This is a genomic window from Pseudoalteromonas sp. SR43-5 (genome assembly GCF_014163835.1).
Lineage (GTDB): Bacteria > Pseudomonadota > Gammaproteobacteria > Enterobacterales > Alteromonadaceae > Pseudoalteromonas > Pseudoalteromonas distincta.
In genome coordinates, this window is the sequence record NZ_JACJEA010000007.1 from 61,761 (window position 1) to 83,379 (window position 21,619).

Sequence of the window (21,619 nt, forward strand, 5' to 3'; positions counted from 1 at the left end):
GTTTAGCTGAACACGATTTTTAAAACGTAAACATTCGGTAAGTAGTTTATTTATATTAATAGGAGATCTTATATGTCTACGACTAGTCGCCAACTTACTCTTGAATCACGCCCTAATGGCGCTCCAAAAGATGAAAACTTTAAATTAAAAACGGTAGAGCTTCCTGCATTAAAAGACGGCGAAGTTTTACTACGTACTATTTACCTATCGCTAGACCCGTACATGCGTGGTCGTATGAGCGATGCTAAGTCGTATGCTGACCCTGTTAATATTGGCGATGTAATGGTTGGCGCAACAGTGTGCCAAGTAGAAGAGTCTAAAAACGATAAGTTTAACGAAGGCGAATGGGTACTTGCCTACACAGGTTGGCAAGACTACGCCATTACCGACGGCGAAGGCTTAATGCAGTTAGGTAAAGAGCCTGCAAACCCTTCATACGCATTAGGTATTATGGGTATGCCTGGCTTTACTGCTTACATGGGTTTACTTGATATTGGCCAGCCTAAAGAAGGCGAAACCGTAGTTGTTGCAGCAGCAACAGGCCCTGTAGGCGCAACGGTTGGTCAAATAGCTAAAATTAAAGGCTGTAAAGTAGTGGGTGTTGCTGGTGGTAGCGAAAAATGTGCACACGCCGTTGAAAAACTAGGGTTTGATGCCTGTATTGATCACAAAGCTGATGACTTTGCAGAGCAGTTAGAAAAAGCCTGTGATAAAGGCATTGATGTTTACTACGAAAATGTGGGCGGTAAAGTATTCGACGCCGTACTACCATTACTAAATACCGCAGCACGCGTACCATTGTGTGGTTTAGTATCGCAATATAACGCTACTAGCTTGCCAGAAGGCCCAGACCGTTTAGGTATGCTAATGGGTCAATTGCTTACTAAGCGTATTAAAATGCAAGGCTTTATCATTTTTGATGATTACGGCGACCGTTACGACGAGTTTGCACAAGACATGCAAAAATGGCTACAAGACGGAAAAATTCAATACCGTGAGCACATGGTAGAAGGCATCGAAAATACAGTAGACGCGTTCAACGATATGATATGCGGTAAAAACTTTGGTAAAACTGTGGTTAAAATTAATAACCCACTTTAATTTTATACGGCTTGTAAGGCAAAGCCCTTACAAGCCAAAAAAGGACTGACATGATTAAACTACACCATTTAAATAAATCCCGTTCTAAACGTATAATTTGGCTTTTAGAAGAACTAGATGTTGACTACGAAATTGTGGCTTATCAGCGTAATAAAGACACATTTTTAGCGCCTGATGAACTAAAGCATATTCATCAACTTGGTAAGTCACCGGTAATTGAAGACGGCGGTTTAATTATTGCTGAATCTGGCGCTATTACTGATTACCTTATTACTAAATACGGTAATGGTAAATTTGCTCCAAAAGTAGATACCGCTGAATATGTTGACTACCAACAGTGGCTGCACTTTGCAGAAAGCTCAGCAATTTTACCGCTTTTACTTAAAATGTTTGTACTAAAAGACGGCGCTAAAACACAGTTTTTAGAAGGCTATGCCGACGCTGAAACAGCTAAAGTAATTAGCTACTTTAACGACCGCCTAGAAGGTAAACGTTATTTAGTGGGCGATACCCTAACGGGCGCTGACTTTATGATGTCGTTTATTGTTGAAATAGTTAAAAACTCAGGTCAATTAGCGCACTTTAAAAACCTCGTTAAATACGACGAGCAATTACAAAGCCATGAGAAGTTTCATACAGCTAATGAGCTAGAAGCAAAGTACGACTAAACCTTTATATAATATTTTTATATAACACTAAGGAGCATTTTGCTCCTTTTTTAATACCTGTAAAATATGCCCCGCCAAAGTTACGCTTGTAAACTAAATTAACAATCACCTACCTTATTGCTAATAAAACTTTAATTAATAAGGCATAATGCTGCTATTGTTTAAGTATTTTCACTAATAATACAAGCTGCTCTTGCGCGTATTGACTCACCCTTGGGATCAACCATGACCATAAACATGCGTTTAACGACCGGCTTTGGCGTAATTTTATCAATGATGATTATTTTAACCATTATTGGAATTTCGCGCGTTAGCCTTATTAATAATAACATTACCCACATGACCGACGTAAATTCGGTAAAGCAACGTTACGCAATTAACTTCAGAGGCAGCGTACACGACAGAGCAATAGCCGTGCGCGACGTAGTGCTAATTACCGAGCAAAGCAGTTTAAGTACCGTGTTAAATAACATACAAGAGCTAAACGCATTTTACCAAACGTCAAGCCGCGCTATGGCTAAGCTAATGGGTGATATGAATAGTGAAGAGCGCGCTTTAATTAATAAAATAAATCAAATAGAGCAGCGCACTCAGCCTTTCATTCAAGGTGTAATAAACGCTAAAAATGCAGGAAACCTAAACGAAGCTGAACGCATTTTATTAACCGATGCGCGCCCTGCGTTTACCCAGTGGCTAAGTGTTATAAACCAATTTATAAACCTGCAAGAGCAAGCAAATCAAACCACCACTATTGATACTCTCGATATTGCCAGTTCATTTGAAATTTGGATGATTTCGCTCACCGCGCTTGCAATTTTAATAGGTGCAAGCGTAGCGTATGTTATTAGCCAACTGATCAGAAAGTCAGTAGGTGGCGAACCACAAGAAGCCGCCGAAGTAATTGCCCTTATTGCCCAAGGCGATTTAAGAGGTGATGTACAGTCGTGTTGCCCAAATAGCATGATGGCTTCTGTAGGGGTTATGCAATCTAAATTAAAAGCCATTGTAGATAGCATTATTAACTCATCTGAAGAGCTTTCTACTCACTCTGCAAGCGTAGCGTCTGGCTCGCAGCAAGCACTTAGTGCCGCTGACGCACAAGTAACCTATACAAACTCGGCAGTAAGCAGCTTAGAAGAAATGAGCCGCAGTATAAATGCAGTTGCAGGCTCTGTTAAACAAACCGAAGATAACTCAAAAGTAACTGCACAACTATCGCAGCAAGGTAGTATTGCAGTGCAAAAAGTAGCGGCCGAAATTGAGCAAATTTCTGTAACCGTAAAAGCCACAGTTACCCAAGTAAACGTGCTGCAAGAACATGTAAAACACATTGGCGATATTTTAAGTGTGATTCGCAGTATTTCTGATCAAACAAACTTGCTTGCACTAAATGCAGCAATAGAAGCTGCGAGAGCAGGCGAAACTGGCCGAGGGTTTGCTGTTGTTGCTGACGAGGTAAGGCAACTTGCCCAGCGTACAGGTGATGCAACAGGCGATATTGAAAAGATGATTTTGCAAGTGCAAGAAAACACGCAAGCGTCGGTAACAGCTATGGAAACCACAGTACCACAAGTAGAAAATGGCCTAACGCTTACCCATGAGGCAAACGAGCTATTGCATCAAATACAGCAACAAGCTAACGACTCATTAAGTAACGTGCTTGAAATTGTTGAATCAACATCAAACCAAGTAGCCACCGTGGCGCAAATTAGTACCGGCGTGGAAGAAATTGCCAGTATGTCCAAAGAAACCAGCATGTCGCTTAACAGTAACGCACAAGAAGCCGTTGCATTAGCTGACCTTTCAAACACGCTTAAAAAGTATATTAGCTACTTTAAAGTTTAATTTTTATAGTAAACAATAAACAAAGGGGCTTTTAAGCCCCTTTGTTGTTTATGTACTTTAATAATAGCGGACTATATACCCGCTAAATCGCGCTCGGTAATGCACTCGTCTGAGGCCATTTCAAACTCGCGGCAAACTAATGGGCGGTTTTCGTAAATGGAGCACATAAGCGTATTGCGGTCGAGTGCTTGGCACCAACCGTCGTCAGCGCGTTTCATTACTTCGCTGCCCCATTTATCGTATTCAATGTAGTTAAAAGGCACGCCGGTGTCGGTTACTATGCGCACTTCTAATTGGCAACAACAGGCTTGGCAGTTAGCACACGTAACAGGCTCTGGGGTAGTAGAAATATTTTCAACAGGAATAACAATATGAGGCATAGTGGCTTACTTTTTTGAATAAGCCACTAGGATACAGTAACTAATTTAACGCGCTAGTAGTTTTGCTTTTATATCGCTGTAACGCATTTGCTCGCACAGTGCAAAACCACTCAATTGGCGAACTTTATTACGCGCAAATAATGGCACACTCATCCCCGCTAAAAAGCGGCATTGGGTTTCAATACCCACATTATGATTACCTTTGTCTGCCATATGCGCTAAAAACTCATCCACCTTTTGATAAATAAGTTGCTCGTCAATATATGCAGGCTCTATAGAGTATTCAAGCTTAACCGCATGGCCTCTACACACACTACAATGCCCACATTGCTGTGGTGCGTTTTGATCGTCAAAATAGCGCGCTAAGTTATAGCTTAAGCAACTTTGTAGCTCAAAAAAGCGTACCAGTGCAGCAATACGTTTAATTTCGGCTTGTTCTTTATCACTAAAGTAGTCATGTAGTTGTTGGGCAAGTTCTGGGTTATTTATAACCTCGCTATGCACTTTGTATACTTGGGTAATACGTTTGGTTTCGAGCGTTATTAGGTTTTTTTCGGCTAGGTAATCAAGGGCTGCCACTACGCGTTTTCGATCAACCTGCGCGGCTTGCGTAAGGGAGTCAAAATTTAGCGTGCCCCATATTTTTTTAAAATCGGTATGGCTAAATATTTGTGTTAAAAATGCTTGGCGTTGCTCGTCAAACTGGCTTAGTAGCTCGTTTTTATCGACCAAAAATTTATATTTAAAATCAGCGTAGTAGGCATATTGCGGCGTTATAGCGCCTTGCATTTCAAGCTGTACAAGTAAGGTTTTAAGTGCCAGTTGTCTAATATTACTTTCGCTTGAAAGACTGTATTCTTGCATTTCCCATTGCTGGTGGCTTTGGCGAATATCGTTAATTACGTATTCAATACCGCTAAGCTCAGGGGTGTCGCCATATACAAAGTTTTCAACCGTATTTAGCCCATCTAAATTGGCAAGGGTGTAGCAGTTTGATGGATTGCCATCGCGCCCTGCTCGGCCAATTTCTTGGCTGTAGTTTTCAATCGATTTTGGTAAATCGTAATGTATAACAAAACGAATATCTGACTTATCAACGCCCATACCAAAGGCAATGGTTGCCACCACTACGTTAATTTTACCCGCCATAAAGTCATCTTGAATTTGCCAGCGTAGCGTATCTTCAAGCCCCGCATGATACGCCACCGCGTGCACACCTTGTGCACTTAGCACATTAGCAACTTGCTCGGCGCTTTGCTGTAGCGTTACATACACAATACCAGGGCCATTTTGCGCGCGCACAATGTTGGTAAGCTCGGTATTTTTATCGGCGGTTTTAACGCTCAACACACTTAAATCTAAATTAGCGCGGTAAAAGCCCGTTTGCACAATGCACTCAGGCGATATAGCAAATCGCTCTGCCATATCGCGTTTAACTTTTTTAGTCGCCGTTGCCGTAAGCAGCAATACTAAAGGAATATTAAGCTCTTCGCGGTAACGCGGTAGTTTAAGGTAGTCGGGTCTAAAGTTATGGCCCCATTCTGATATACAGTGCGCTTCGTCTACCACTAACATCGAAAGCTTAACTTGGCTTATAAACTCTCTAAAACGCTCGTTTTTAAAGCGCTCAACCGACACCATTAGTACTTTAATTTTACCATTTCGCACATCATTCATTACGGTGCTGCTTTGCATTTTATCTTGGCTCGAATCAAGGCTAGCCGCGTAAATACCTTTGCTATTTAAAAAGCTAATTTGATCTTTCATCAATGCAAGCAAAGGCGAAACCACTAACGTTAAATTTGGCAAATGCAACGCAGTTAATTGATAGCACAACGATTTACCCGAACCGGTCGGAAATATAGCCAACGACGATTGACCATTTAAAAGCTGCTCTATAGTTTGTTGTTGCCCTGTTCTAAATTGGCTAAAACCAAAGTGCTGCTCAAGTGATTGAATTAATGGCGTGGTCATAAATGTCCTTTTGATGGCTAAACAATAGTCATGCTTATAAAAATGCGGTGTAGATGAAATATTTGCAACTCAGTATACAACAAATAACATTATTTATTGCTGACATCACCTTTATTTAAGCGCAAACTAAAGCACTATAAAATGAGTAGTAACTGCTTGTTGCCAAAATAATTTATTGATACCCAAGTCACCTTAAAAAACTAATAAAAAATACAGATCACTTGGGTATATTATTTTTAAGGGCAACGTTATGAATATTACTACACCTAAAATCGTCGTTATTGGCGGTGGTGCTGGCGGATTAGAACTCGCAACGCAATTAGGCCATAAATTAGGAAAGAAAAAACAAGCTGAAATTCTACTAATAGACAAAAACCGTACCCACATATGGAAGCCGTTACTGCACGAAGTAGCGACAGGCTCTATTGACCCCGATTTAGATGGCGTTGTGTATTCAGCCCATGCTGCAAAACACCACTATAACTTTCAACTTGGTACTTTTTGCAATATAGATCAAAGCAATAAAACAGTTACCCTTGCACCACTTTTAGACGAGCTAGGCCACACAATTTTACCCGAGCGCACCGTGCGCTACGACCACCTAGTCATTGCCATTGGCAGCGTAAGTAACGACTTTAATACCCCAGGTATAAAAGATCACTGCTACTTTTTAGACTCAAACCAACAAGCAGAGCGCTTTCAGCATTCATTACTCGACAGCTTTACACGCCTTCACCAAGACGACAACCAACAGCAATCACTTAATATTGCCATTGTAGGCGGCGGTGCTACCGGTGTTGAACTCTCAGCTGAGCTTTATCATGTGTCTGAACTATTAAAGCTTTATGGCTTAACAAATATGTCGTCTAAGCGTTTGCATATTCATTTAATAGAAGCCGGACCACGAATTTTACCAGCACTACCAGAGCGTATTGCCGTAAGTGCCAAACGCGAGCTATTAAAGCTTGGCGTAAACGTGCGCGAGCAAACACAAGTAAAAGAAGGCACCGCACAAGGCTTTATCACCAAAGATGAAGAACACATTGATGCCGATATTATGGTGTGGGCAGCAGGCGTAAAAGCCCCTGATTTTATAAAAGACTTAGGTATTTTTGAGCTGACGCGTAGCAACCAAATTCAAGTAAACGAGTTCTTACAAAGCACCGTAGACGAAAGCATTTTTGTATTAGGTGATTGCTGCGCATTTACCCAAGCGGATGGCAAGCAAGTACCGCCACGCGCACAATCGGCGCATCAAATGGCGCAGTGCGTCGAAAAAAATCTAATCGCAACGCTAAAGCAGCAACCACTACGCGGCTTTAAATACAGCGACCATGGCTCGTTGGTTAACTTATCGAGCTACAGCACCGTGGGTAACTTAATGGGTAACCTAACCAGCAATACCTTTTTTATTGAAGGTAAAATTGCCCGCTTTATGTATATATCTTTATACCGTATGCACCAACGCGCTATACACGGTAGCGCAAAAACCTTTGCATTATGGATAAGCGAAAAAGTGCTGCGTGTAGTGCGCCCTAAAATGAAGTTGCACTAATAAATTAAGTACGCTCACAAAACCACAAAAAAGCTTTAAGAGTTAATAAGTATTATCTCTTAAAGCTTTTTTGCACTTTGCGTACCTAAAGTAGTACGATGTGAGAATATTTTAATAACATCAAAGGATTGGCGGTTATGAAAAAGCTACTTCTCGGACTTATAATTATAGCGGCTTTGGCAGTATATCTATTTAAAACCCAGCCTAACACAGCCGATGTAGAGCAGCCCAACGTGGCTGCACCAAATGCCACTGAGCCTAACTTAGTTAATAAAAAGCAGCCTGCAGAAGGCACCCCGCTACGAATAGTCACAGATCTAAAAAAAGATATTCGCCTTTGCAGAGATCAATCACAGCAACAACATATAAAAATAAATAATTTAAACCAATCGCTTGTTTCATTTTTTGTGAGTGAGCTTAAAAAAGGGACGTCGGTCCCTACGATTTTAAAGTATGCAAACCTATCAGAAATCAATAAGCGTCAATACATTGCCTTTTTAAGAGATGCCATAGTTACTGAGCAAAAACAGCAGCTTAATATTACTAGCTCTTTAAACGAATTAGCTAATTGGCAAGGCATTGAGGCAATTAAAGGCTTCACCAATGATAAAGTAAAAGAAATGATTCAACAGCTTGGAGATAATAAGCATAGCCCTCCAGGACTTACTCTGAGTGTACCCCTTGATGAAAATGTACAAAAAGAAACCCTTTATGCTTTATTAAACAACACAGATACATTTACCACTTATTCTAAAACGTTTATTAAACTTGAAGGCAGTGAGGTTATTTCCCCGGCTACATTGTTTGTGCTTAATGCAAATAAATTTACGCCAAAAGAGTTTGAGCAGGCAATTTCATCTAACCAATTCACAGTAAATGAAGTGGCTACTGCGATTAAAAACAACATTCCTAATGAGTATATTTTTGCGCTTATGAAGCAGGTGCCGGCACTGGATGCTATGCCGCTGTACGAAGAAAATTCTGTTTTATATAACATGGCTGATATTGCCGTAAGCCAGTTTAATTTACCGCTTGTAAAAGCACTGCAGCAACTAGCCGTAACACCAACCAATCAGCCAGGCTTATTTACGGGTTTAGACGTTGCAATAGTAAGCCTGCCTAAAAGCGGTAACTTAACGCCAGCCCCTTTAGATGCAAAGCATACTCAAATGTTGGACTACCTCACAGAGCAGGGCTATAAAGCTCATAGCGGCAATGCTAATGACGACCTAAATGGCAAAGGCGTTTCTTTTGTAAGTGACTTTATTTACCAGCAAGGCGCCTATATTAATGGGCAGGAAAACCCTGAGCAATATGCTTACTTTAGCCCTATTGGTAAAATAGACAACGCCACATTGCCACAAGTGAGTGAGCCCGATGATTCTGATGTTGCACGTTTTTTAGTAGATTTGAAGCAACAAAAGGAAGATCTAGATAATAAAAGACAAAACTGTGAACTATTACAGCAGCAGTTAAGCGCTACTGAACAATTACACTCTACTATGCGAGCATATAATACGGTGCTAGAGATAAAAAAAGAGCAAGGTAATAACTTCGAATATATTTTACAAGAACAAGACCCCGTATTAGTTAATTACTGGTGGAGTATACTAAGCAATCAGCTTTCAAACGATAGAAGCCATAGCGCGTTCAGCGAATATTTGTCTAAAAAAGATTACCAAAAAGCTTATGAGTACAGCCTTAGTACACCATTAACTCAAACAGAAACCGATACACTTTTTTCATTCCTACTATTAGAGCCTCATGACTTTATAGCGATCTGGCAAAGCCGAGTTGAACCTAAGCCACCGAGTGATTTAGCAAGATTAAGTCGTTTTCCTCTTAGTCAATGGCAAAAGCTTAAACAAGCTGGTTTTGATTTTTCGATTACCGATACGTATGGGCGCGACGTTTATGTACAAGCTGTATCGTCTTCTGTCGAGATAGTACAATTTCTAATTGATAATAAAATACCCGCTGATTCAGAAAAATTAGGCGTAGATATACTCGACCTAGCGCTTGAGCAAAGCTACACCAAAGGGGAGTTAAGCCCAATGATTCCTTTAGCCCTTCAGCTTGTTGAAAAAATTGAACCGAATCACCTTTCTCGCGCAGCACGATTAAAAACGTTTTATCCTGAGGTTTACGAGCAATTAATTAAGTTAAACCCCGCATTAAAACCCGCAGAGGGCACGCAGCTAAATCACTATACTTTTAATAGCCTATAACCCGCACTTTTAATACGCCAACAAATTAGTTGGCGTATTTGTTACTAACCAAAATATTGTCTTTAATATTTAACATTGTCTGTGTAGAGTATTTAAAACAACTAAGGAAATTGGGTTATGACGGGTAAAACGCTAATTTTTAACTTTGACGGCACAGGAAACGAGCCCCGTGATGCAGAGCAATTTAGCTCAGAGCATTTTAAAGAAGACTCTAATATTACCAATATTCTAAAATTGCATTTACTGCTTGGCGGTAAATTAGAAGACTCCCCCATTACTCCTTTTGCTAACCAACTCAGTTTTTATTATCAAGGTATTGGCACTAAAGGCAGCCGCCTTAAACGCATTTTAAACCAAACTCTTGCACCTCGTGGTGACGACGTATCCAGTATTTTAAATCAAGCATTAAGCGACTTTAAAGCTCACTACCTAATAGGCGATACCATACTGCTAACGGGTTTTAGCCGAGGCGGTGCACTTGCTAGGCGTTTTGCCAAAATCCTAGAGCCTTTAATTGCTGATAATGTTTACGTATGTGTGTTTGATACTGTCGCCTCTATTGGCTTATCAAAAGTAAGTAAAGCCACACGCGGCGCAGAGCACGTTATTTTTGAAAACCACACCATTGCCAACAACATTACTCACGCGCTGCACTGCGTAGCCCTTGATGAAAAACGCCGCGCGTTTGAACCCACACTCATGAACCATCAAAGCAATATTACCGAGCTATGGTTTGCAGGAGCGCATTCAGACATTGGCGGCGGTTACTACCGCGATGGCCTAGCCGATATTTGCTTGCGCTACGCACTTGAGTGGTTAATAGAACAACCGCTTAATATTTCGTTACTCACTAGCCACGATATAGATTACGAAACCCTACTCCCCGATAGCAACTTGGTAGCACAAGATGACGTAACCGTAACGCCCGATCCGCTCGCATTAAGTCATCAACAAAATTACTTTTGGTTTAACCCATTTTTTAAATTAGTAGATAGGCAGTGCTATGTATTAATTGATGACGAAGCCAGCAACCTTGAGCCTTTAGTGCACTTCAGCGTAGCCGAACGCATTAATAAGCTAACCAGTTACCGCCCAGAATCGCTTAAAAAACTGCATTACAAAATTAGCTATAACGACAACACCACACTTAGCTTTATTGGTTTAAGCCAACATATAGAACTGGCTAATCAAAACATGAATGTGCTGAGCATTAACCAAAGCCAAGATGTAATGGTATTTGCCTCAGAGCAATATAACGCAACCGGCCTTATGCTAGAGCAAGGCGCTACGTACCGCTTTACCCCATACCCAAATCAATACTGGTTTGACGATGGCATAAAGTGCACGCCATTAGGCTGGAACCGCGATAACGTACAACTTGGCGTAAAAGAAATCCCCATGGCTGTGCTTGAACCATTTAGACGATTTCCTCGTGCACAATGGTTTTCACTTATTGGTGCTATAAATAAAAACGACGACCACCTTTTTGAAATAGCCAACGGCGCCGATATTAAAATGGATAAATCTGGCGAGTTTTGCCCATTTGCAAACGACTTAAGCCGCTTTTACGGCGCTAATGCAGGTAAAATAAAAGTGAAAGTAACGCGGTTGGAGTAATAGGTACCCGAAGCTTTTAAATTGTAGGTGCGATTTTACATCGCACTTAGCTCTTTAGTAACGGCTCATAACTCCCAATCAACGCTACAAAGCCCGCCTAAAGAGCTGTAGGTGCTCAGCTTGCTCGCGCGAAAAGCGAAGCTTTTAAATTAAATAAAACAAATATCAGTTTTAATGTTCACTATAAAACTGATAGGTTATTATTACTGTTTTTATCAATGGTTACTTTTTCGTGGCAAATGAAGTTATACAAAAAATAATTGAGTATTTACATCAAAACACCGACATTGATGTAGTTTGGCTATATGGCTCTCATGCAAAAGGGACAGCTCAGCCTCATAGTGACATTGACTTAGCCATAGCATTTAAAAACTTTGATCTGGAATCGTTCGATAAGCGCCTTAGGCCAAAAGAGCTTGAGCTTGAAATAAGTAATGCACTTAATCTTAACGAACAACTTATTTCGATTGTTGATATAAATATTATTCCAAGTTATTTAGCTTTCAATGTTATTGAATATGGAAAAATAATTATAAGCAATAATAGTGTTAGAGCGATGAAAGAGCAGCAGCGTATAAATAGCCAGTTCGAATTTGAAACCATAGCGAGTAAACATATTGATACCGGAATTACACTTTATTTAAGTGAAGTAACACGCCATGTTGACGAATATATGCAAGAACTCGACGAGCTCAGTCAAATCGATTCACTTAATAGCAGAGACTACCGAGCCGCTGAGCGATTACTACAGTTAATGACCGCGGTGTGTATTGGTTTATCAAAGCATTGGCTAAAGCAGCACAAAAGTAGTACCAGTAGCAACGCCTATCAAACATTTAGCGAACTTACTCATTTAGGCTTTTTGAGCGAGGCAGAACTACTGTCATGGCGTAAAATTATAGGCTTACGAAATGCTCTTGTTCACGATTACTTAAATATTGACCAAAGTATCGTTAAAACAATCATTAAAAAACAACATTACATAGCTATGCAGGCATTTAGTATTAAAGCGATTACAGAGCTAAACAAAGATTCATAGATAAAACCTCACCTACAATAATTAAACCACTGTACAGAACAAAACCGTAGGTGCGATTTTACATCGCGCTTTGTCCTCTAGTAACTCTGGTTCATAACTCCCAATCAACGCTACAAAGCTCACCTAAACACCTATTCGCCTCACATGGTGAGGCGAATAGCAGAGTTAATTGCCTCATTACTTTTAAGCGCTACATAGAACAATAATTCACTTTTCTGTGATAAAAAATGTATTTATAAGCGAGGTATAAAACCTCACCTACATTAATGTAAACATCACTCTTAACAAAAGCGTAGGTGTGATTTTATCTCGCGCTTTTAATTTTAATTTACAAATATCGCGTTGATGCTGGCAACCAATATATGAATTTATCACTCAAAATGCGTGTATTTATTTTCTGAAATTTAAATAAATGCATCCATATTTGGTAGTTGTATTATTTGCTCACTCAGCTTATTTGCAGCTTTATTAATTATTTTTATGCACAAATCAATGTGTGCTAATTCAGCAGTAGACAAGTTATTTTTAACAGCAGAAACTTTAGCCGTATCAATTGCGGCTAATACAGAGTCAACAGTTTGACTCATAAGTAGTTGCATCCGTGGTAGTGAAATAGCAAATTCATCAGCAAAATCAGCTAACATGTAAGCTGTAATCTCATTAGTAAAATTGCCTGCACTTTGCGAATTATGCTCACCCACTGACATAGCATAACACCTTGATATTTTGGGCTGTAAATAGCCCATATCACGGTCAATGCTTCCCTGCTCAATAATAGCCTCTATATTTACCAAGTCGTAAAACGGCGTAAGCTCTAAACCATTTTTACCAACAAAAAAACTAATGTTTTTGCCATGAGCATCGTAATTACGTACTAAAATATTAAATGTCATCCAACGAATAAGCTGAGCCTCATACGCTTGTACATTCGTTGTTTTAACATTAAATAGTTTTGCAAAAGAAACGCCATCTCGAATATAAATACCATCTCCATCATCACCATGCTGACGCTCATATTTATAAGAAGGAGGTAAATTAGTGGCTTGGCAACCATCAATAATATGACGACGTAATACACGGCTTTGATCTTGTGTAACGCGCCTATCAAAGCGATCTATTACAAACACTCTTACATCTGCGTAAGTGCGCAACTCAACATGGGGAACATTGAGCCCCGACTCTTTTGCCAAAAGCATGGTAAAAAGTTCATTTACTGCAATGAAAGGCGCGGTACCTGTTTCAAATTTAAAAATTTTATTAGAACATAGCTCCCCTTCACCAAATCCTAATTTACTATCGATTTCGAGTAAGTTTAGTTTGTCTTGAACGCCAGCAACAGAGAGCCGAGTTCGGCCATCCCAATGAGTAATTGGTTCTCCAACTTGTACAAAGCGTTTAAGTTTTTGGCTTAGCTCGTCACTAGGGTCTGCTGTTCTTTCAAGGTTAAATTTGCAGCAGCCTGTTTGGTATTTAGGCAAGGCAGAGCCTATGCAGTGTGGTTATTCCCCATAAATGGGCGATAACGTAGCATTAATGCCAAACAGGCGCTGCCCGAAGGGTTCTTCCTAGGAGCTATTTACTCTTTGTTGCTCGGTTTTTACTTAGCCCACTAGGTTGCAAATCTCGCGTCGCGATTAAATAGCTCCTAGTTTGGACAAATTTTAATCCGCAAAGATCAACAGACCCTAGTTACTTCACAAAAAGATGTTTGCTTTAAAGTACTGTTACTTGCTCTAAACGACAAAGCGCCTGACGTTTCCTCGCCAATTACTTTAACCAAACCAAACGTATTATTTTTAGAGATAGTAGTACTACTTATAATCTCATCAAGACCTTTGCCCTCGGGTAATAAGTTTTGTAAATAATTACGCACATCACGTGAGTCAAAATCACCATTGAGCGGTAAGTGTGGTGAAATAGCAAACCCCTTATTAATCCACTCAGGCTCATAGGTAAATGCAATATCATTTTCAGAGCCTATATCAAGGGCTATCGCACCTATCTTCTGCGTATGCCCAATAAATACATCCAAGCTGTTTTTTTTAATACCACTGCTCATCGCTCACCTCATTCTTGTTATTGTGGTGCGACTCGTCATCACTGACAAGGCTAAACGACAGCCCCAAGTATTCCATCACTTTGAGTACATTAAAAAACTGCACATTCACATCACCTTTTTCTATTTTTATCAGCGTAGGCTTTGAAATATTAAGTGCTTGCGATACATCAACCAATGTAAGCTTCATGCCTGTTCGCTTTGAAGTAATCGCTTTAGCGAGCCGCACCGACGAAAACGGCTTTGATAGATCAGGCATTTCAGTGCGTTTAACAACTCTTCCAAGTGTTTTTTTTGCTGGTAATTCACTCATTAAAGGTCAACTATAGTTTACTTATACAATTTATTTTAGGGTAGCCCACCAAAAGTCAAATATAACTTACTTTAAGTTTGAACGTATATTTACCTCCTATAAGTAAACTTTACTTGATTTATAGAGAGTAAAATAAAACCACAACCCCATAAGTAAAACATAAGTTACTTATGGGAAGTTAATGACATTTTGAGCTTAATAGCCAAGCTAAACACCTGTAGGCGCTCAGCTTGCTCGCGTGAAAAGCGAAGCTTTTAAATTGTAGGTGGGAGTTTCTCTCGCGTTTTTTGAACTTAAGCAGTATTGTTATTCGGTACTTCAATGATATTCTAAGCAAATACATGATTGAAAGGACGCCTCATGATTCTAAAAGATAAAACCCTCATCAACAGCAACTCATCTAAAATACAAGCAGGTCAAAAGCAAGAGCTCGACGTTGCCTTTTATTTACGCCGCGCCTTTAAAGATCATAGTCAGGTATTTGTGTTTAACGATGTAAAATTTAAACACAATGGCGAAACCGCACAAATAGACCACCTAATAGCATACACCTATGGCTTTATTCTTATCGAATCTAAAAGCATTACAGGCGAAGTAACGATTAATGAACATCAAGAATGGAGTCGTAGTTATCGCGGCAACTGGCAAGGTATGCCATCGCCAATAAAACAGGTTGAATTACAACTAGAGCTATTAAAAAGCCTAATGCGCGACAATGCACCAAAGCTACTCACTAAATTATTTGGCAAGCTGCAACAGGGTTTTGGTGGCAGAGAGTGGCATAGTATTTGTGCCATATCGAGCAACGCCATTATCAACCGGAAAAACACACCAAAAGCAATTGAAGATCGATTAGTTAAATCAGAATTTATAACTGATAAATTACTCGAAATAATGAAGCTTCCTGCGTCTAAACCTAATCCGCTTCATCTTTTTACAACGAACGTTCGACCGTGGTTCAGTGAAGAAACACTGGATAGAATTTGCCAGTTTATTTTAGAGCAAAATATATCACCTATCTTACAAGAGCCTTCATATGTATCTGCAAAGATAAGCGAATCAGAATCTGTTTACGATGATACTTTAATAGCGACCAAGCAAACCATTACTGAACAAGTAAAACCTAAAACTGATCTAATCAAAGAGATAACATTAGCTTGTAAGCAATGTAATAGTTCGACTAACTTACAGCCTCTTTCTGGACGCTATGGCTACTTCGTAAAATGCGGTTATTGCAGTGCAAATACCCCAATGAAATTACCATGCCCTGAGTGCTTAAGCATCAATACTAAAACAAGCAAACGTAAAGAAAATTACTCTTTAGTATGCAAAGATTGTGAGATAAGTACGCCTATTAAGCTTTAGCACTTGTAGGTGTGATTTTACATCGCGCTTTGATCTTTAGTAACTAGCTCATTACCTCAATCAACGCTACAAAACCCACCTAAACACCTGTAGGCGCCCAGCTTGCTCGCGCGAAAAGCGAAGCTTTTAAAATAATTTACTTATATCGCGTTGGCGATGGCAACCAAAGAGAAGTAACCGCCGACTTCTCTTTGGAATCTCTCGGCGCCCCTCAATTTCACTTATCTTTAAACACTAAATTAATATGAACGTAAACGCGATGAACGCACATCCATGTGCAAGCATCGCTTTCCTCGAATCCATGCGAGGTAATTACTCATTAATTATGTGTTTACAGGTGAAGTTGAAGGGGATAATTTCTTAGCATCATCATTTGATTACTCTCTCGGCTAATACTTAACTCACACGTTTGTACTTAATTACTAGTAACTTAGTCGATTAATACTTGTAGCTGTACCGCATTTAAGTAAACTAACTACTCGCAAACAGGGAGTGGTTTTAATGCAGCAAATTGGTATTTACGAGCAATTAATTACGCAAGTAATTGAGCAAAACTTAGATCGTGATCAATTTTATGTGGGCGAGCGCCAGCTTGAAACAGCGGAAGCAGCAACATGGCTTTCACGCTTTTTAAGTAAACTTGTAACGCATGCAATCGATGCCATTCCCAACTCGAACGAGCGCCTACAAGAACAGATTAGCCTAGCTAATAGCCTTGTACTTTGGCTTAAAGATCATATTCGTGATGACGAGCTAATCAACGAAAACCTTATCGACAGCCAAGGCCGAATACTTACTGCGCTGTTTAATACTCAAAACCCGATTGCGGCCAACCTTAAAGATTACTCAAGCGATATATTCCCACTTACAGGGCTTACACAAAGTGAATTATTTAGCGGTGCTAATGCAGGTATATCGCTCGAAACCGAGCTAAAGCGCGAGATTAAATCGTCCGACACTATTTACTGGCTGGTCTCATTTATAAAATGGACGGGGCTGCGCATTTTTAAAAATGAACTTGAAGCGTTTACTAAAAGCGGTAATAAACTCAAAGTTATTACTACTTCGTACATGGGCGCAACGGATGCTAAAGCCGTTGAGTTTTTAGCAAACCTACCAAATACCGAAGTAAAGCTAAGTTATAACAATCAGCAAGAACGCCTACACGCAAAGTCATATTTATTTATGCGCAATACGGGTTTTCATACAGGCTATATTGGCTCGTCTAACTTATCGCATTCGGCGCTTACCAGCGGCCTAGAATGGAACTTAAAAATTACCGCACAGGAAATCCCGCACATAATAGCTAAAACCAAAAGTACGTTTGAAACCTACTGGGAATCAAAAGACTTCGAGCTATTTACAGGCGCTGTTGAGTGTAAGGAAAGGCTCATTAATTCACTTAACGAGCAACGCGGTGTTGGGCAATCAAGCAGCCAGTTTTATTTTGATATAACACCAAAAACGCATCAGCTCGCTATCTTAGAAAAACTAAGTGCTGAGCGCAGCGTACATAAACGCTTTAAAAACTTAGTAGTTGCTGCAACCGGCACAGGTAAAACCATAATATCGGCGTTTGACTTTAAAACTGTTTACGATAAAAACCCAAACGCACACTTTTTGTTTGTAGCCCACCGCGAAGAAATACTAAAACAAGCGCAAAGTGCTTACCGTGGTGTGCTTAAAAATAACGACTTTGGTGAGCTGTGGGTAGGTAACTACAAACCACAAAGCTACAACCAATTATTTGCATCAATCCAAACGCTGAACAGCCAAATAGAATCGCTCAATTTAACTCACGATTACTACGACTACATAGTGATAGACGAAGTACATCACGTAAGCGCGGCCAGTTATAGCGCTATTTTAAGTTACTTTACGCCCACAATATTACTTGGCTTAACCGCCACGCCAGAGCGACAAGATGGCGCAAATATACTCGATGATTTTTGCGGAGTAATAGCCGCTGAAATTCGCTTACCAGAGGCAATAAATCAACGTCATTTATGCCCATTTCAATACTTTGGATTGGATGACGACACCGACCTAAGCCAAATAACATGGCGTGGTGGCCGTTACGATATAAGTGAGCTAAGTAACCTTTATACAGGGGAGAACAGCCGCGCTAACAAAATTATATCGAGCCTTGCTGATATCGTAACCAATGTTCACGCTATTAAAGCACTCGCGTTTTGCGTAAGCCAAAAACACGCTGAATTCATGGCCTCTAAATTTAACTTAGCAGGCATAAACGCCGATGTACTCACCAGCAAAAACACTAATGAGCGCGCGACCAAACAGCAAGCACTACGCCAAGGCGAAATACAAATACTTTGCGTGGTTGATATTTTTAACGAAGGCGTCGATATCCCAGAAGTCGATACACTATTATTTTTACGGCCAACTGAAAGCCTAACGCTGTTTTTGCAGCAACTCGGCCGTGGCTTGCGCTTACCTGATAATAGCCAAAAACAATGCTGCACCGTACTCGATTTTGTAGGCAATGCCCGCCCAGAATACGACTTTGCCAGTAAATTCCGCGCTCTCATTGGTAAAAGTAATCAGCCAATAAAAACCGAGATTGAAAACAACTTCCCGCATTTACCGTTGGGTTGCCGCATAGAGCTACAAAAACGCACACAACAAACAATACTAAAAAATATTCAGCAAGCTATAAACTCTAAACGCCGTTTACAGCAGCTTATAAATAGCTATTCGCAACATACTAATGACGCGCTTACGCTAAGTAACTTTTTACGCATAAACCCACAAGTCACGCTTAAAGATATATACAAACCAAAAGATAAAAAGCTCGGCGGCTGGCACTGGCTAAAAGGCGATGAAATACCAGCAAAACAAGCCGATATTTACGCCGCATATTACCGCGCCATAAACACCCAATTACTCGGCTGCGACTCGCTCAGTTACTTATGCTTTTTACGTGATTTATGTAACAACGACTTTAACTTTACCCCAACAGCGCAAAACCAACAGTTCGCGCTTATGGCGCATTACAACTTTTGGGATAGCACTGGTAAAAGCTCGGGATTTAAAACGCTAGAACAAAGCTTACAAGCACTTAAACACAAAGAGCTACAGCACGAACTTGCTCAAGTAATTACGCTATTAATAAACCGTATTCACCAGCAAGAAAGCGATTTAGCATGCTTACCAAACCACGCAATAAAATTACACAGCCGCTACACGCGCCAGCAAATACTCGCAGCTTTTGGGGCTCACACGTTTGATAAAAAATCGACCGCCCGCGAAGGCGTTTTAGAATTTAAAAACCAAAACCTAGAGCTGTTATTTGTAACGCTTAATAAGTGTGAAAAAACCTACTCGCCCACCACGCTGTATCACGATTACGCAATCAGCCCTACTTTGTTCCATTGGCAAACGCAAAACAGCGCCCGCCCAGAACACGGCCGCGGCCTTAGTTATATTCAGCACCAGCAAACAGGCAAAACCATATTGTTATTTGTACGCGAACAAGGTAAAGACGAAAACGGCAGAACCATGGGGTTTGTAAACTATGGCGAGGTTAAATACCAAAGCCATAACGGCAGCCAGCCAATGAACATAACGTGGGAGTTAACCAACCCCATGCCAAGTGAAATGTGGCATGAGGCAGGGAAATTAGCAGTTGGGTAATGGGCAGAATTCAATAAATTTAAAAATGGACTTATGCCACCATAATTTAAAAGGTAATTAAATTAACCGTGATCAAATTACTTTCACAGTTGAATAATAACAATTACTAAAATATAACTGTGAACGCCATCGAAAAACCCAAACCATGGCTACATTAAGAACCAACATGACTTAATTTGAGTTCTTATACTTATAATCAGTATACAAGCATAATTCGTCCAAATTGAAAACGTGAAGGTCATTCACATCACAATTTTCATCTAAAATCTCAATAAACTCTAAAAACATAACTTTAAATTTTTCTTTTTCATTTTTCTTATAATCATTCGTGATTTCATACTGATGAAAGGCTCTTTTTGCGATGACTAAAAGTAATTCTCGTCCTATCATAGAAAAAAGAACTTGATGTAATATATTCTTTAAATTTTTTATTTTAATATCTTTTGTGAGCTTACTCATACATAAAGGTAAAGATGTAAGCATTTCAAATTGTTCGCTTTTGACGAGTGCATCATTATATCCAATGAGTATTTCTTCTTTTAGTTCTGAGCGATTTCCTAATACTCTAAAATAATCATCAACAACAGTTCTTAAACTTTGGAGTGGTACTTCCCCTGCTTTTAAAGCTGTGTACTTCCTCTTGATAAGCACCCCGCCTTGTTTATTCAACGTACACTGGACATTATCAACTTTATCTATTTCATCATTAAATTGATTAGTTAATTTCAAGATTGTATTTTCGATTATATTGTATTTGTGCAAGGCAGACTGTTCACTAAGTGCTTCTTTTGTTTTTTGTAATTCTTCTCTATTATCTATCCAAATGTTATAAAGTAAGATTAAAGAAATAGCTGCTATTGATGGGCTGACTAAACTATTTATAATACTAGCTGTGTTATTCCAAGTTCGAATATTGTCTGAGGGCGTAACTCCAAATTGATATAAAAAAATTATTAGAATGAAAGATAAGAAAAGGCCTACAATGCTTGCTATCTTGAATATATAATTTCTGTTTTTCTCGTGTTTAGTATCCATAAATATACCTCCCTTAAAAATTACTACTGACATCAACCTCAGTTGCTAAGCGCGCTGGAGTCTATACCGAACTTTTAAACTCCCAGGTAAGTACCACTCCTTCAAAACCTATCCTTTACGCGCTATTGTTAAACTATATTTTGGTGATCTTTTTTGGTCATTAAACTCTGGTAGCTGACCAAAAAGTTCTTTGAAATGTGCAAAGCAGTCATACTCAAATTTAGCAACTTCACCCATTACTCGAAGGTCTTTTACTGTGCTTGCTTTAACATCACACTTAAAAGGTGCAACTGCGACATATAAGTTTGAAACTAATTTTTCATAGTTTGGATGCTTATATCTCACTCGATCGGCGCCACCGTGCCCCTTTTTACCTATTATGGTGTTATCGAATTGTTTTAACCTTCCTTTGAGACCCTTTAGTGAGTTAGTCATACCTACATAAACAATATTTTTAGTCCATGAAAAATCAGTAGCTGATAAATCTTCATCTGCAATTGCGCAGATATATACGCCTAGGTATTTTATACCTTCTGCTGAATCTCGATCGGCCCAGCGCATCCATTTAGTAAAACGATTTTCGTACATAATTTTTCTTTATATGTCTCATGTAACTAAAAGCAAGAATAAAACGCTTACCAGTATTCATAAACACCAATCTACCAAAAAACTCCAATTCCCCGTGATCACACTCGAAACTGAGTTAATGATGAGTAATTTACAGCATGGATGCTGTACAAAGCGTAGCTCGGCCATGGATGGCCGATCTACGCTGGTTACGTTCACATC

The 21,619-nt window shown here is 39.7% G+C and carries 16 protein-coding genes and 1 pseudogene; 10 read left to right on the forward strand and 7 right to left on the reverse strand.

The genetic code is table 11. From position 1 onward, the window contains the following. Positions 1 to 72 precede the first annotated feature (72 nt). The 3 genes from H5090_RS05810 (at position 73) to H5090_RS05820 (ending at position 3,614) form a co-directional block, all read left to right on the forward strand. The gene (locus tag H5090_RS05810; protein WP_182693830.1) at positions 73 to 1,101 is read left to right on the forward strand and encodes an NADP-dependent oxidoreductase; all 1,029 of its coding nucleotides are present in this window, start codon (positions 73 to 75) and stop codon (positions 1,099 to 1,101) included. 50 nt (positions 1,102 to 1,151) lie between these two features. Then, entirely contained in the window at positions 1,152 to 1,769 is a 618-nt protein-coding gene (locus H5090_RS05815; protein WP_024597791.1) for a glutathione S-transferase family protein, read from the forward strand. 225 nt (positions 1,770 to 1,994) lie between these two features. Next, positions 1,995 to 3,614 (forward strand): methyl-accepting chemotaxis protein, encoded by a 1,620-nt coding sequence (locus tag H5090_RS05820; RefSeq protein WP_182695256.1) that lies wholly within the window; start codon positions 1,995 to 1,997, stop codon positions 3,612 to 3,614. A 71-nt stretch (positions 3,615 to 3,685) separates the two neighbouring features. Here the strand turns inward: H5090_RS05820 and H5090_RS05825 are convergent, their stop codons facing one another. Together H5090_RS05825 and H5090_RS05830 are read right to left on the reverse strand one after the other, a co-directional pair. After that, positions 3,686 to 3,994, reverse strand: coding sequence for a YkgJ family cysteine cluster protein (locus H5090_RS05825; protein WP_002962790.1), 309 nt, complete (start codon positions 3,992 to 3,994; stop codon positions 3,686 to 3,688). 45 nt (positions 3,995 to 4,039) lie between these two features. Next, positions 4,040 to 5,968: an ATP-dependent DNA helicase RecQ gene (locus H5090_RS05830; RefSeq protein WP_182695257.1), complete on the reverse strand. Its 1,929-nt coding sequence runs from the start codon at positions 5,966 to 5,968 to the stop codon at positions 4,040 to 4,042. Between the two features lie 250 nt (positions 5,969 to 6,218). On the opposite strand from H5090_RS05830, the gene H5090_RS05835 reads away from it, so the two are divergent. From H5090_RS05835 to H5090_RS05850, 5 genes and pseudogenes are all read left to right on the forward strand, one after another. Next, positions 6,219 to 7,523, forward strand: coding sequence for an NAD(P)/FAD-dependent oxidoreductase (locus H5090_RS05835; protein WP_002962796.1), 1,305 nt, complete (start codon positions 6,219 to 6,221; stop codon positions 7,521 to 7,523). A gap of 137 nt (positions 7,524 to 7,660) precedes the next feature. Beyond that, a complete protein-coding gene (locus H5090_RS05840) occupies positions 7,661 to 9,751 on the forward strand; it encodes a cupric reductase (protein WP_182695258.1) in 2,091 nt (696 codons plus the stop codon). Between the two features lie 117 nt (positions 9,752 to 9,868). Then, a complete protein-coding gene (locus H5090_RS05845; RefSeq protein ID WP_182695259.1) occupies positions 9,869 to 11,368 on the forward strand; it encodes a DUF2235 domain-containing protein in 1,500 nt (499 codons plus the stop codon). Between the two features lie 232 nt (positions 11,369 to 11,600). After that, positions 11,601 to 11,942: pseudogene (mntA, locus tag H5090_RS20810) on the forward strand (type VII toxin-antitoxin system MntA family adenylyltransferase antitoxin); the annotation flags it as partial. Next, positions 11,925 to 12,407 carry a type VII toxin-antitoxin system HepT family RNase toxin gene (locus tag H5090_RS05850; protein ID WP_182695295.1) on the forward strand — a complete coding sequence of 161 codons (483 nt, stop codon included), beginning with the start codon at positions 11,925 to 11,927 and terminating at the stop codon, positions 12,405 to 12,407. The pseudogene mntA and the gene H5090_RS05850, both read left to right, overlap by 18 nt. 404 nt (positions 12,408 to 12,811) lie before the next feature. On the opposite strand, the gene H5090_RS05855 is transcribed toward H5090_RS05850, so the two are convergent. The 3 genes from H5090_RS05855 to H5090_RS05865 form a co-directional block, all read right to left on the reverse strand. Continuing rightward, on the reverse strand, positions 12,812 to 13,885 hold the full coding sequence (locus tag H5090_RS05855; RefSeq protein ID WP_259395058.1) for a HipA domain-containing protein: 1,074 nt from the start codon (positions 13,883 to 13,885) through the stop codon (positions 12,812 to 12,814). 197 nt (positions 13,886 to 14,082) lie between these two features. After that, a complete protein-coding gene (locus tag H5090_RS05860; RefSeq protein WP_259395059.1) occupies positions 14,083 to 14,466 on the reverse strand; it encodes a HipA N-terminal domain-containing protein in 384 nt (127 codons plus the stop codon). Further along, positions 14,450 to 14,776, reverse strand: a complete 327-nt coding sequence (locus tag H5090_RS05865; protein ID WP_182695260.1) for a helix-turn-helix domain-containing protein — start codon at positions 14,774 to 14,776, stop codon at positions 14,450 to 14,452. Before H5090_RS05865 ends, H5090_RS05860 begins: the two co-directional genes overlap by 17 nt. 360 nt (positions 14,777 to 15,136) lie before the next feature. Between H5090_RS05865 and H5090_RS05870 the strand changes: the two genes are divergently transcribed. Beyond that, complete coding sequence (locus tag H5090_RS05870; protein ID WP_182695261.1) at positions 15,137 to 16,141, forward strand: nuclease-related domain-containing protein; 1,005 nt, start codon at positions 15,137 to 15,139, stop codon at positions 16,139 to 16,141. A 501-nt stretch (positions 16,142 to 16,642) separates the two neighbouring features. Beyond that, positions 16,643 to 19,795 (forward strand): DUF3427 domain-containing protein, encoded by a 3,153-nt coding sequence (locus H5090_RS05875; RefSeq protein ID WP_182695262.1) that lies wholly within the window; start codon positions 16,643 to 16,645, stop codon positions 19,793 to 19,795. Positions 19,796 to 19,966: 171 nt separating this feature from the next. Here H5090_RS05875 and H5090_RS05880 read toward each other — a convergent pair whose 3' ends face one another. After that, positions 19,967 to 20,830 carry a hypothetical protein gene (locus H5090_RS05880; RefSeq protein ID WP_182695263.1) on the reverse strand — a complete coding sequence of 288 codons (864 nt, stop codon included), beginning with the start codon at positions 20,828 to 20,830 and terminating at the stop codon, positions 19,967 to 19,969. Between the two features lie 108 nt (positions 20,831 to 20,938). Further along, positions 20,939 to 21,418, reverse strand: a complete 480-nt coding sequence (locus H5090_RS05885) for a hypothetical protein (protein ID WP_182695264.1) — start codon at positions 21,416 to 21,418, stop codon at positions 20,939 to 20,941. Positions 21,419 to 21,619: the final 201 nt, after the last annotated feature.